At 40.5% G+C, this 13516-nt stretch carries 13 protein-coding genes; 8 read left to right on the forward strand and 5 right to left on the reverse strand.

The genetic code is table 11. From position 1 onward, the window contains the following. The first annotated feature begins 148 nt into the window (after window positions 1–148). The 4 genes from ACNKW3_RS09575 to ACNKW3_RS09590 all read left to right on the forward strand — a co-directional run bounded on the left by ACNKW3_RS09575 (window position 149) and on the right by ACNKW3_RS09590 (window position 4403). Window positions 149–469, forward strand: a complete 321-nt coding sequence (locus tag ACNKW3_RS09575; protein WP_427399069.1) for a hypothetical protein — start codon at window positions 149–151, stop codon at window positions 467–469. 65 nt (window positions 470–534) lie between these two features. Next, window positions 535–2121 carry a sodium:solute symporter family transporter gene (locus ACNKW3_RS09580; protein WP_427399070.1) on the forward strand — a complete coding sequence of 529 codons (1587 nt, stop codon included), beginning with the start codon at window positions 535–537 and terminating at the stop codon, window positions 2119–2121. 32 nt (window positions 2122–2153) lie between these two features. Beyond that, a complete protein-coding gene (locus tag ACNKW3_RS09585; RefSeq protein ID WP_427399071.1) occupies window positions 2154–3794 on the forward strand; it encodes an FMN-binding glutamate synthase family protein in 1641 nt (546 codons plus the stop codon). A 201-nt stretch (window positions 3795–3995) separates the two neighbouring features. Beyond that, window positions 3996–4403 (forward strand): BON domain-containing protein, encoded by a 408-nt coding sequence (locus ACNKW3_RS09590; RefSeq protein WP_427399072.1) that lies wholly within the window; start codon window positions 3996–3998, stop codon window positions 4401–4403. A 58-nt stretch (window positions 4404–4461) separates the two neighbouring features. On the opposite strand, the gene ACNKW3_RS09595 is transcribed toward ACNKW3_RS09590, so the two are convergent. Together ACNKW3_RS09595 and ACNKW3_RS09600 are read right to left on the reverse strand one after the other, a co-directional pair. Continuing rightward, on the reverse strand, window positions 4462–4689 hold the full coding sequence (locus ACNKW3_RS09595) for a hypothetical protein (protein WP_427399073.1): 228 nt from the start codon (window positions 4687–4689) through the stop codon (window positions 4462–4464). 125 nt (window positions 4690–4814) lie between these two features. After that, on the reverse strand, window positions 4815–7034 hold the full coding sequence (locus ACNKW3_RS09600) for an NADP-dependent isocitrate dehydrogenase (protein ID WP_427399074.1): 2220 nt from the start codon (window positions 7032–7034) through the stop codon (window positions 4815–4817). 287 nt (window positions 7035–7321) lie between these two features. Here ACNKW3_RS09600 and ACNKW3_RS09605 point away from each other — a divergent pair, with 287 nt between their 5' ends. After that, a complete protein-coding gene (locus ACNKW3_RS09605; protein ID WP_427399075.1) occupies window positions 7322–7795 on the forward strand; it encodes a CreA family protein in 474 nt (157 codons plus the stop codon). Between the two features lie 12 nt (window positions 7796–7807). Here the strand turns inward: ACNKW3_RS09605 and ACNKW3_RS09610 are convergent, their stop codons facing one another. Further along, entirely contained in the window at window positions 7808–8551 is a 744-nt protein-coding gene (locus tag ACNKW3_RS09610) for a FadR/GntR family transcriptional regulator (RefSeq protein ID WP_427399076.1), read from the reverse strand. Between the two features lie 95 nt (window positions 8552–8646). Here ACNKW3_RS09610 and kduD point away from each other — a divergent pair, with 95 nt between their 5' ends. The 3 genes from kduD to ACNKW3_RS09625 are packed head-to-tail and all read left to right on the forward strand — an operon-like array spanning window position 8647 to window position 11264. Further along, window positions 8647–9399 carry a 2-dehydro-3-deoxy-D-gluconate 5-dehydrogenase KduD gene (gene kduD / locus ACNKW3_RS09615; RefSeq protein WP_427399077.1) on the forward strand — a complete coding sequence of 251 codons (753 nt, stop codon included), beginning with the start codon at window positions 8647–8649 and terminating at the stop codon, window positions 9397–9399. A gap of 47 nt (window positions 9400–9446) precedes the next feature. Then, the gene (gene kduI, locus ACNKW3_RS09620; RefSeq protein WP_427399078.1) at window positions 9447–10289 is read left to right on the forward strand and encodes a 5-dehydro-4-deoxy-D-glucuronate isomerase; all 843 of its coding nucleotides are present in this window, start codon (window positions 9447–9449) and stop codon (window positions 10287–10289) included. A gap of 36 nt (window positions 10290–10325) precedes the next feature. After that, window positions 10326–11264: a DUF4861 family protein gene (locus ACNKW3_RS09625; protein WP_427399079.1), complete on the forward strand. Its 939-nt coding sequence runs from the start codon at window positions 10326–10328 to the stop codon at window positions 11262–11264. Window positions 11265–11279: 15 nt separating this feature from the next. On the opposite strand, the gene ACNKW3_RS09630 is transcribed toward ACNKW3_RS09625, so the two are convergent. Beyond that, window positions 11280–11837: a hypothetical protein gene (locus tag ACNKW3_RS09630; RefSeq protein ID WP_427399080.1), complete on the reverse strand. Its 558-nt coding sequence runs from the start codon at window positions 11835–11837 to the stop codon at window positions 11280–11282. An 83-nt stretch (window positions 11838–11920) separates the two neighbouring features. Then, a complete protein-coding gene (locus tag ACNKW3_RS09635) occupies window positions 11921–13513 on the reverse strand; it encodes a glycoside hydrolase family 43 protein (RefSeq protein WP_427399081.1) in 1593 nt (530 codons plus the stop codon). Window positions 13514–13516: the final 3 nt, after the last annotated feature.

The raw sequence follows: 13516 nt of genomic DNA on the forward strand, positions 1-13516 counted from the left end.
TAATTTGAATTGTCAAACTCATTGTTTGGCAGCTGCAAAATTTAAAAATTGGGTATAGGAAAACAAAAATTTAAGTAGTTCTGGAATGTTAAAATTCAACACGGGCTCCTGTACTAAATGTCTTGCAACAGTTTTTATGGAAGAAAATATGAAATTTGGTTTGCGAATCCCCCATCGTTTAGTTTCTGCCTTTGTAATAAGTTTGAGTCCACTTTTATTATTTCTGAGTCCTTCCGCTTATGCGGATAGTTTTTGTCCCGCTTGTTCATATGGACCTGACAATTCTTTCGTATGTACGCCAGCAGACCCTGGCTATTATGTACCTGTAGCTGGCGCAACAGAGCAAACAATTGCACCAGTGGGATATTATGTTTCGGGAGAAGGCTGGCCAGCCCCTATAGCTGCTGGAATTAATCAATATGTTCCAGATGAAGGTGCGACTTTTTATTTGGTTCTTTTTCAAAGTTGAGCTTTTAGTTTACTACAGGCATAGTAATTTAAGCGCTGATAAATCTAACAATAAAGGCAACTTAAATGAACTGGCTCGATTATTCCATTTTAGCTATCTACTTTTTGGGATTGCTATTGATGGGTTTTTTACTCAGGCATCAGGTATCCAAAGAAGATTATTACCTTGGCGGTCGGAAAATCGGTTGGAAACCTTTGACCTTAAGTGTAATGGCGACTCAACTTTCTGCTGTTAGTTTTATTTCCGCGCCTGCCTTTGTCGGTTTGCGAGAAGGCGGTGGCTTGGTGTGGTTGACCTACGAATTAGCCGTACCTTTGGCCATGTTGTTTCTGCTTTGGCGGTTAATGCCAACCTTGCATGCTTCTGGCGTGGTAAGTGTTTATGACTACCTAGAACGGCGGTTTTCTATGTCTACTCGATTGGTGATTAGTGCTGTTTTTCAAATCAGCCGTTCATTTGCCACAGGCATTATGATTTACGCCATATCCATTATTTTGCAAGGCACTATAGGTTTAGATTTCTGGCAAAGCATTGCGCTTATTGGTTTTGTTACCATTTTATATTCATTACAGGGCGGTATGTCTGCGGTTGTCTACGGCGATGCTCTGCAGATGATATTAATTATTATTGGCGCAGTGCTTTGTTTGTTATATGGCCTTGAGTACGCTGGCGGAATTTCTTCCGTTATCTCACAAGTTGATATTGACCGATTAACTGCGTTAAATACTGAATCCACTGGTTTTGATGGCGGCAGTTTTGGACTTCTCCCCATGATCTTTGGTGGTATTGTGTTGTACGCGTCCTATTATGGCTGCGACCAATCTGAAGCACAGCGTTGCCTATCAGCTCATGATCAAAAAGACTTGAAAAAAATGTTGATGTCAGCGGCTTTTTTACGCTTCCCAATAACCCTATTATATTGCGCTACAGGTTTAGTGATAGGCGTTTTTGCCTTCGCAACACCAGAATTTATGCTGCAAATTCCCAAAGACAGTCCTGATTGGATGATGCCAGTGTTTATCATCAACTATCTACCTAACGGTATCATTGGCATCTTATTAGTCGCTATTATGGCTGCTGCTATGTCTTCTCTTAGTTCCGCGGTCAATAGTTTATCTGCTGTGACCTTGGAAGATATTTGTAGAATCACAAAGAAATCATTAACTGATCGTCAATATCTTATTGGTGCGCGTTGCACAGGTTTATTTTGGGGTTTAATTACCCTAATTTTCTCAGCATTTGCAGGCGATATAGCGCCAACTGTAATTGAGGCAATTAATAAAATAGGTTCTTTATTTTATGGGCCAATTCTAGCCTGTTTCATCTTGGGGATATACGCTAAATCCGTTAGGTCCTTGCATGTGAACCTAGGTATCTTTAGCGGTGTATTGACTAACATGATGTTGTGGTTATTTTTTGAGAATGTGTTTTGGTTTTGGTGGAATCTTTTCGGTCTAACCGTTACCTTATTGATCAGTTTGGCGCTATCTGTTCTGAGTAACCATGTATTAGGCAATAATAATGATCAAATACAGGTCTATACTGTATCTGTGAAAACCCAATTAAGTAAAATTAATGTATTTGCAATGCTGATTTGGTTTGCCATTATTGCAAGTGTGTGCGTATTGATAACATACAACGCCACAAACTAGAGCCTGTTAATCTTTTTATAAGGAGTTAGGAATTGGATAGAAACGCTATTCCTCTTTTTTGCGGTCTGTTGCTTGTTTCTGCAATTATCAATGTTGTATTTGATAGTATTTATTGGTTATCGGCAATCTTTGCTTTTTTCCTATTTCTTGCAATTTATGATCGCTTGCAATCAAAGCATTCTATTCTTCGTAATTATCCTTTTTTTGGACGTGCTCGATGGATAATTGAAGGTCTTCGACCGTTTATCCAACAGTATATTATCGAACCGGACACTGGAGGCGCGCCAATTTCTAGAATGTTTAGAAATATTGTTTATCAACGGGCAAAATCCAGTCGAGAAACTATACCCTTTGGAACGCAATTAGACACCTATAGAAACGGCTATGAGTGGATTGGCCATTCATTATCTGCGCGTGACGTTACACAACTGGATTGTTCTCCAAGAGTAACAGTTGGCGGAAAAGATTGCACACAACCCTACAGTGCGAGCATTTTGAATATATCAGCCATGAGTTTTGGTTCACTAAGCCAAAATGCCATTTTGGCGCTCAACAAAGGGGCGAAAGAAGGTGGTTTTTATCACAATACAGGCGAAGGTGGATTAAGTCCTTATCACCTGGAAAACGGCGGCGATATAGTATGGCAAATAGGCACAGGGTATTTTGGTTGCAGGACTAAAGATGGAAAATTTTCTGCAGAGTTATTTGCAAAAAATGCAAATAAAGAAGCCGTAAAAATGATCGAAATAAAACTATCTCAAGGCGCCAAACCTGGACATGGTGGTATTTTACCTGCAGATAAAAATACGCCAGAAATAGCAGAAATAAGAGGTGTGGAACCACATACTCAAGTGGATAGCCCTGCTCGTCATTCAGCCTTTAAAAGTCCTGTTGGTCTCATGGAGTTTGTTAAAGAATTAAGAGAATTATCTAATGGAAAACCCATAGGTATTAAATTATCTTTGGGTCGCCGCTCAGAGTTTGTGGCGATTTGTAAAGCCATGCTAGAAACTAACATAAAACCTGATTTTATTACCGTTGATGGTGGTGAAGGTGGCACCGGAGCGGCGCCATTGGAATATTCAAATTCCATAGGCACGCCGTTAAAAGAAGCCTTGGTTTTTGTTGATGATATCTTACGCGGATATGACTTGAGAAAAGATATTAAAGTGATCGCTTCAGGTAAAATTATTACCGGATTTCACATCATCAAACACCTAGCGTTAGGTGCGGATATTTGCAACAGTGCAAGAGGCATGATGTTGGCTCTCGGGTGTGTACAATCGCTTTCATGCAATACCAATAAATGTCCTACTGGCGTTGCGACACAGGATCCTAAACTCGCGAATGGTTTGGTAGTAGAAGAAAAATACAAACGAGTGCATTCGTTTCATACAAAAACCATGCACGTGGTTGCTGATATGATGTCTTCTACCGGCTTTTTGCATACAAAAGAACTTAATCGCTCTCACATTCATCGAAGGGTTAATCAAGAAGTGGTTAAACGATTTGACCAAATTTATCCCATAGTGCCTCACGGAAGTTTCCTAAAAAATGAAGTGCCAGATATGTATGAGTTGGAACTCAAAGAAGCCGACGCATGTTCTTTTATGCCGAAGGTTGAATTAGGCGAATCCTCTGAGAGGGAACTAATCCCTATTCATAATCTTTAACCTCAGAGGTTTTTTTCACCTCTTGGGCAGATTTTTGGAAGTTTTTACACAGTAAAGGTAATATTTTACCTAACTATTCTTTAAACTCATCTGTGTAATATAAATTTATTTTAAAATTCAATAGGTTATAAGTAGGAGATTCTGGAACAAATAATGCTGTAAGAAATTCATTGGCGGAGCGACAAGTAAAAGGAGTGTCCGATGAAATCAAGTTCTAGTGTTTATTTTATCTTTATTACGATTCTTTTAATCGGGTCTTATTATGTCGTGAGTAAATCCAGTCAGGGATATGCAAATGCGCCTCTTATTGCTTCGGCGGTCGACATGACAAACAAGAACAGCTCGGTCGATGGTGATCTTTTACAAGTAAAAGTTAAAACAGCCTTACTAGTGGCGCCAGAAGTGTCAGGAATTGGCATTATTGTTGAGGAGAACGATGGCACTATTACGCTCACTGGAAATGTTCCTACACAACAGCAAAAAGCTTATGCAATGTCAGTGGTGAGTCGCATTGATGGTGTGCAACAAATCGTTAATGAATTATATGTGAAACGGATAGGCTCGAGTGATAACAATCAAGTTTTTTCCGTTGCACCCGCATCTGAGTAAATCCGCTACAAATGACTGAGTAGCTGAGTAGTTGGGTCTGCGCTTGCAGACCCTTTTTTTATTCTTTTGAGATAGATGAACTTTCTTTGTCACGCAGCATAGTGATTACTTTCATATTTAAGCCAACCGCTATACTGGCCAAAAAAGCAATTAAATACGCCGTTGTTGCTTTATCTGCTTGAGTTGTAAAAGATGCTACAACCACTGACACTAAAAGTAGAGTAGCGAGCACCATAAATGCAAAATAGTTTGCCAGATTAAGTTGGCCTTTAATGATAAGTGACATAATAGTATTTCGTTGAGCAAGGTTAACTAAATTATCGACTGTAGCTGAGCAGTCTTTATTATAAATAGATAAAAAAAGGGCACAACATAAAATGTGTGCCCTTGTGTATAGATAAATAACCTTAGTTATGAAGCAGAAGCAAGAATTGCTTTAAATGTTTCACTTGGAGACATTGCTTTACTTACCTTATCTTCTTCAGGCATATAGTAGCCACCAATGTCTGCAGGCTTATTCTGCGTCTCATCGATTTCAGCCATAATCTTGTCTGCATTTTCTTCAAGTGCTTTAGCAACCTCAGTAAATTGTGCTGCTAATTCAGAGTCTTCTGTTTGCGTTGCTAAGCCTTTCGCCCAATACATTGCTAAATAGAAATGTGAACCACGATTATCTAACTCGCCAGCGCGTCGCTGTGGTGACTTATCGTTGTTCAATAACTCTTCAGTGGCTTTATCTAAGGTCGTTGCCAAGATTTTCGCTCTTGGATTTTCTTGTTTTATTGCAACATCTTCTAATGAAACCGCTAAGGCTAAAAATTCACCAAGCGAGTCCCAACGTAAGTGACCTTCTTCAACAAATTGCTGAACGTGTTTAGGCGCAGAACCACCAGCACCAGTTTCGAATAAACCACCACCAGCCATTAGAGGTACGATAGAAAGCATTTTAGCACTGGTGCCTAATTCTAGAATTGGGAATAGGTCAGTTAAATAGTCACGTAATACGTTACCTGTTACAGAAATCGTATCCATGCCTCGAATTGCTCTTTCCATAGTCCAGCGAATCGCACGTACTGGTGACATGATCTGAATGTTCAAGCCATCAGTGTCATGTTCAGCTAAGTATTTTTCTACTTTTTTGATTAACTGAGCGTCGTGAGCTCTTTCATCGTCTAACCAGAAAACTGCAGGCATCCCGCTTTGACGGGCGCGAGTGACAGCTAATTTAACCCAATCGCGAATTGGCGCATCTTTCGCTTGGCACATACGCCAGATATCGCCTTCTTCAACATCATGCTCAATTAGCACAGTACCATCTTGGTCGATAATACGTACCGTACCGTCAGCTTCTAGTTCAAAAGTTTTATCATGTGAGCCGTATTCTTCTGCTTTTTGCGCCATCAGACCTACGTTAGGCACAGTACCCATAGTAGTTGGATCGAAAGCACCGTGAGTTTTACAGAAATTAATCATTTCTTGATAGATGGTTGCGTAAGTACTTTCAGGAATTACTGCTTTAGTATCTTTAGGCTTTCCATCTGGGCCCCACATTTGTCCAGAGTTTCTAATCATTGCTGGCATAGAAGCATCAACGATAACGTCACTAGGAACGTGTAAGTTAGAAATACCTTTATCTGAGTTAACCATAGCCAATGGAGGTCTGTCATGGTAACAAGCGTTTATATCTTTTTGAATTTCAGCCCGCTTAGACTCAGGCAATTGGCTGATTTTATCGTATACACTACCTAAACCATTGTTTGCATTAACACCTAGTTCTTCAAATAAGTCGCCGTATTTTTCAAATAAATCTTTATAGAAAACCTTTACACAGTGACCAAATACAATTGGATGAGAAACTTTCATCATGGTTGCTTTAACATGAAGTGAAAATAAAACCCCAGTTTCTTTGGCGTCTTCAATCTGTTCTTCGAAGAATTTACAAAGGGCTTTCTTGCTCATGAACATGCCATCAATGACTTCGCCTTCTAGCAAGTCAACTTTAGAGCGCAAGTCTTTTTTATTACCTTGTTTATCTTCGAATTCAATACGTACATAACCTTCTTTATCAACTGTGACAGACTTTTCTCTAGAGTAGAAGTCGCCGCCTTTCATGTGGGCTACGTGAGTTTGAGATGCTTGGGTCCATGCTCCCATAGAATGTGGGTGCTTTTTAGCAAAATTTTTCACAGCAGTGGGAGCTCGACGGTCAGAGTTACCTTCACGTAACACTGGGTTTACTGCACTTCCTAAAATCTTTCCGTAACGATCTTTAATCGCTTTTTCTTCATCATTTTTTGGGCTTTCAGGGTACTCAGGTACAGCATAACCTTTTGATTGTAACTCTTTGATAGCAGCTCGTAATTGAGGAATTGAAGCACTGATATTAGGAAGTTTAATTATATTAGCATTGGGATCTTGCGTCAGAGCACCTAATTCTGCGAGCGCGTCTTCAATGCGCTGAGATTCTTCTAAATATTCCGGGAAATTTGCCAAAATACGACCAGCTAAAGAAATATCACTCAATTCAACGTCGATGTCTGCGGTTCCCGCAAATGCTTTAATGATTGGCAAAAGGGAGTATGTCGCCAATAAGGGGGCTTCATCGGTTTTGGTGTATATAATTTTAGACATTATGAACCTCTTGGTTAGGGCTAGTGTAGCCATTAATATATTGCTGGTGTTTTTTGACGCCCATTAGTATATGGTCGAAATCACCTTTTACAAGTCATACCATTGTCCTAGACTTTACGTTATCAGGTCTGTCCAGTCCGAATTTTCGTTAATTTGGCAAAACCAGACTTATTGATATGACGGTAAACTCAAATAATGTGGCTAAAGTATAGTTCAAAATTTAATGCGGACAGATGGTTTGTTTTAATAGTATAAATGCTGAAAAATGGATGTATAAGGAATTGAATATGAAAAAATGGTGCTTACCCTTACTTTTGTCTTTGACTATTGTGGGTTGTAGCGATAATGAAGTAGGGGATGTGTCTTTAGGTATCTTTACCACTAAAGATATCAAAATTGACGCGCTACAGGATCCTATAGTTACTGGCGTAACTTGTCATATTTCAAGCATAGAAGCCAATTTAGATTTGTCGGATCCGTCAGATAGCTCTATTGCGTGTCGTCAGACCGGTGATATCACAGCGGCAATGATTGAGAAAATCGATAAGTCAGATTCAGGCGATGTAGTGTTTAAAAAGTCGAAGAGCATTTTCTTTAAAAATATGAAAGTGCGACGTATCTATGATGCTCAATCTCAAACTCTTATGTACATTTCGTACTCTACCAAAGAAACGTCCGGCAGCTTTAAGCATAGTCTGTCAACTGTTCCTTTGTGGAATACACCTGCGTATTTGCCGCCTAGCCAAGTAAAAAGCAACTAAAAACCGGCTTTATTAAGGTGCTGAAACTTCTGCCGCTATATGTTGAGCTATTTTTTGATGGCGGTGAATGCTATTCGATAAATGTGCATGTATTGCTGATTTAGCACCTTCGCTATCTTTCGCGCGAATAGCGTCAACAATTGCTTGATGCTCTTGTTGCACAATTTTTATAAAGGCTTGTTTATCGAGTTCTTGGTCATTGTTCAGAATAATTTCCCTGGCCGGAATAACGCCGTCGCCTATAAAATCGATAAATCGACGAAAGTAAGGATTACCTGAAGCATCGGCAATAGCTTTATGAAAAGCAAAGTCTTCAGCGATTGCATCAGCTCCGGAGGCAAACTTTTGTTCCATCGCATTACAGCAATATTCAATTTGTGCCAATTGTTGCTCACTGCGATTTAATGCCGCTTTGCCACTCATTTCCACTTCTACTGCCATCCGCAGTTCTAAAATATGAATAGCGTTTTTAAGATCAGCAAAATCCTTATGGTCAATATTAAAACCAGACGCTTTTGGGGTTATTTCGGATACAAATACGCCTGAGCCTTGGCGGCTTTCTAATAATCCTTCAGCTCTTAATTGGGCTAAGGCTTCACGCACAACGGTGCGGCTCACACCTACCTGAGTTTCGATGTACTTTGAAGAAGGTAGCTTATCCCCAATTTTGTACTTACCACCTATGATTTCTTGACGTAAGGTGTCGGCTAATTCGTGGGTAAGACTTTTGCTTTTTTGTATTTGTCCTAATTTCATGACGCCATTGTAACTCTGGTTTACTAAATTTGATACTTGAGCATTCTAGTTGTAATGTTATCATACAACTTTACATGAGCACGGAATTTTTAAAAATGTTTTCACTTGAAGGTAAAGTCGCACTGGTAACGGGTGCAAGTAGAGGTTTGGGGCAAGCCATTGCGGTAGGACTAGCTGAAGCTGGTGCTTATGTTATTTGTGCTAGTTCAGCGCCTGGTGGCTGCGATAAAACGTTAGAGCTGATCAAATCAAAAGGCGGTGATGCCACTACATTAAGTGCCAACTTAGCTGATGAACATGCAGTATCAAAACTTGCTGAAGACGCTATCGCGGTAAAAGGTAAAGTCGATATCCTAGTGAATAACGGTGGCACTATTTCACGTTTTCCAGCTGCCGAATATCCAATGGATGAGTTCAAACATGTGATTGATGTGAATCTCAATTCAGTGTTTCAGCTTAGCCAATTAATAGGTCGAAATATGATTGAAAATGGCGGCGGCAAAATTATTAATATTGCCTCGATGCTGTCATATTCAGGTGGTTTGACTGTTCCTGCCTACACCGCAAGTAAACATGCTGTGGCAGGTATTACCCGTGCTTTAGCTAATGAATGGGCAAGTAAAAATGTACAAGTGAACGCTATAGCGCCAGGTTACTTTAGAACCGACAACACCCAAGCACTACAAGACGACGAAACCCGCAATGCGCAAATTCAAGCACGCATTCCAGCGGGAGAGTGGGGTGAGCCCCATCAACTGGCTGGTGCCGCTGTATTTTTGGCGTCTCAAGCCAGCGATTATGTGAATGGACATGTATTGGCAGTAGATGGCGGTTGGCTAGCGCGCTAATCACTGGCTAATCAATTATCGAGAAACGAACAGAATAGGAAAAAACAATGAGTATGCATTACGAAACAAGATATGCAGTGGGTCCGAATGAAGCTAAAGGCTTTGATACTGAGCAACTGCGCGAACATTTTCTAGCGGAAAATATGTTCGAAAATGACAAAATCAACTTGGTATACACTCACTACGAGCGTTATATCGTTGGCGCAGCAGTACCGGTTGAAAAAACCTTAGTTTTAGAAACTATAGATCCATTAAAAGCTGAGCACTTTCTGGATAGACGAGAACTTGGAGTGGTCAACGTGGGTAAGCCCGGCATTGTAACTGTAGACGGTACAGATTACGAAGTAGGATTCAAAGAAGCCATTTACGTGGGTGCTGGTAACAAAGAAGTAACCTTCAAAAGCATCGATAAGAGCGCACCAGCTCGGTTTTACATAAATTCAGCTCCAGCCCATGCTTCATATCCAACTAAAAAAGTAGGTGCCGAAGAAGGTGTGGTTTTAGATATGGGTTCACAAGAAACCTGTAACGACCGCATCATTCGCCAACTTATCGTGAAAGAAGTAGTACAAACCTGTCAGTTGCAAATGGGCGTAACCACACTTTCAACCGGCAGTGTTTGGAATACCATGCCTGCTCACCAGCATGATAGAAGAATGGAAGCTTATCTGTATTTCGAAGTTCCAGAGGATCAAGCAGTTGCGCACTTTATGGGGCAACCAGATCAAACTAGAGTCATGTGGATGACCAATGAAACCATGGCGATATCTCCTGCATGGTCAATTCACTGCGGTGCTGGCACTTCAAACTACGCTTTTGTCTGGGGCATGGCTGGTGAAAACCTAGATTATAACGATATGGACAAATACAGCGGTGCGGAGCTTCGTTAAATAAATCAGAAGACTATCAAGCTAAAAGGATAAATTATGCGTTCCAAGACACATATTGCGACACTATTAGCCGGCTTAACTTTTGCTCTGACCGCCTGCAGCGATTCTAAACCGCAGACAGAAGCGGAGCCACAGGTAGTTGCCACATCAGATGTTGCTTCTGCACAAGCAATAGAAGTTAAGACTTATGCGCGCTTTGTACCTGAACGAAGTGACGACTTTGCGTTTGAGAATGACCTAGTAGCATTTCGAATGTACGGACCTGCTTTGCGTGAAGGTAAAGAAGATTCAGGTGTTGATTGTTGGTTAAAGCGCGTTAATTACAGCATTATCGATAAATGGTATAAGCAACATTTGGAGCAGGACAAGTCATATCACACAGACTGGGGCGAAGGGCTGGACAACTATCATGTTGGCTCTTCTGCTGGTTGCGGCAGTTCTGCCCTTTGGTTAAATGATCAACGTCAGCCGTTGGAGACTTTTGTTGATTATGAAATTCTCTCTCAAACCACTGAAAAAACGGAGTTTGCCTTGACCTTTGAAAAAGAAATTCAGGGTGTGGTTTATGCAGAACGCAAAGTTGTCAGTATTGAACTTGGAAAACGCTTATTTAAGGCTACTTCTACTTTTACTAAAAATGGCGAAATAGCGGCTGATTTGCCAGTTGTTGTCGCTGTGAGTACGCACGACGAAAAAGGTGAGGCTGAAGTCAATGCCGAGCTTGGCTACATCGCAGTTTGGGAAAACCTAGATGGTTCAGGTTTAGGCACTGGTGTTAAAGTTGATCCTACGCGAATTAAGCAAGGATTGGTGGTTAATAGCGACGGCGTTGCTGACAAAGGGCACGGGTTATTTGTATTACATACCGATGAAAACGGACAAATTATCTATCATGCTGGTTATGGCTGGGAAAAAGCCGGGGATATAACCACTGCTGAAAATTGGCAGGCCTACTTAGCTGCTTTCCAACTCTAAGCTAATTAAGTGCAACTACTGGGGCATATCGCCAGTAGTTGCCGCTTTAGTTGTCTGAAACTTATATGCCACTCTAGCGCCAACAAAATAGGCAGCGTAAGCTATGCCTAGCCAAACCCAACCGTTATACATGTCAATTTGTTTCGGCCAATAGATAAACCAAATAAAAGCATCAACAAGATTCATGATGGCATCAATGAAAAATTTAACGAGTAATTGAATACTTACATTACTGAATAGTTCGGATAAATTAAGTGAAAATAGCTTTTTAAAAAAACTGATTACTTGGCCAATTTCGATGCACACAAAGGTCAGGAAGACCATAAGACCGTAAAAGCCACCACCATAATTAAGCCACTTATCTAACGCATAATTCCCAATATTCTTAACATCTGGAATTTTTGATTGTTTTTTCTGAGATTTAGACAAATCTTTCATGGATTTTTCGAATTCATGCATGCCAGAAAAATCTTTGAGTCTATTAGATGCCAAGGCCCGCCTTACCATTAGAAAGCTAAAAATAAAGACGGGTATACCAGCATAAGCTGCGGCTTTTAAAATGTCGAAGTACATTGCGTTAGCGTTTTTCGAATCGATTAGTAATTAACCTATTGCAAAAACGCTGAATTATCAATACATACGAATTTTTTGAGCCACTAATATTTATATTCGAACCAATCAAAATCAGCATTTGAAGTAGAAACCTTGCCATTACCCGTAGCAAACAAACCTACATAGAGCCCGGTAAATCCACCTATTGTTTCGGAGCTTAGGTAGCGCGCACTGACTTTTTGTATTTCGGTATAATTCTTATTGTTTTGACTAAAAGAAAAGGTAAAGAATGACTTCTGCCCTTCAACTTTTAATTTTACAGGGCCTTGAGCGAGAGGATAATGTTTGGATTCGTGAATCACGTTTTCAAACTGTAACCTTGCAAAGATCACCCTTTGGCCTTCTTCTTCGGTAATAACAAAATCAAAATGGGTTCCATTATTGAGTAAAGTAACGCCTGCTTCTTCATTTGATTTAGCGGGAGAAAATTCCACTTCAGTGGTTGCAGTGAAATACTCATGTTGTACTCTGCGACCTACAAAGGTTGAAGTAGCGAAGTTATCCCCCAAGGTAGTCGTATCGCCTTTTAATCGAAGGTAGCCTTTGCGTTCGCTTACACTGTAGTTAGCTAGTTTGGGATTTTGAACGTAGTTCCATTCCAAACCTAAATCTTTATCGAAATTGATTTTGCTCGGTTGTGCTGCCCAAGGTTTTAGTGGCAGTGTTGGGGTTCGCATTTCCATTTCCACGGTTCCATTACCATTAACCTGAGGCCATCCATTTTCAGGCCATGAAACGGGTGCCAACAAGGTCTCCCGACCTAGTGTGTGGTGCACACCTCCTTGAGCAACGTTACGATACCCGTGGAATAACATCCACCAAGAATTATCAGCTGCCTGCACCATATCTCCGTGGCCTAAACCTTGTAATGGTTTTTGCTGACCCGCACGATTAACATGAGTCAGGATAGGATTAGCAGGATTACTATAATAAGGACCTTCAATTTTGTGACTACGAGCAATAGTTTCTGAGTGCGCTTCTTCGGTGCCACCTTCAGCTGCCATCAAATAGTACCAACCATCCTTTTTATAAATATGAGGTGCTTCAGAATAACGTCCTCCGGTTGTCGCCCAAACCTGTCCATATTCTTTAATAATCTCACCAGTCTTAGGATTAATTTCAAACAGTTCAAAAGATGATCCTATTGTGTATACTTTTCCATCCTCATCAAAGAATAAATCTGGATCTATTCCAGGTACATTTACCCAAATTGGATCTGACCAAGGACCTGCAGGATTCTCGGCGGTTACAAAAAAGTTTCCTTTGCCACCAACATTAGTGGTGATCATATAAAACAGACCTTCGTGATAGCGCAAAGTAGCGGCAAAGATATTTAAAACGTCAGGTAATTGGTCAGTTCTATGAATCGCATGTCCGATTTGTCGCCAATTAACCAGATCTTTACTATGAAACACCGGAACACCCGGAAAATATTCAAAGGTACTGGTAATTAAATAGTAGTCTTCACCAACACGAACGACGCTGGGATCTGAATAAAAACCGGGAATAACTGGGTTTTGATAGGTGATGGGTTTTGAAGTATCTATACCTGCCTTAAAAGGGTCTGGCGGCGTGGACTGGGCGAAAGAACTAGCAGAAATAAGAAGTAAAAGAGGTAAGAAAAGAAGCTTCATCATTAA

Origin of the sequence: Glaciecola sp. 1036 (genome assembly GCF_050306235.1) — a bacterium.
Classification (GTDB): Bacteria; Pseudomonadota; Gammaproteobacteria; order Enterobacterales; family Alteromonadaceae; genus Glaciecola.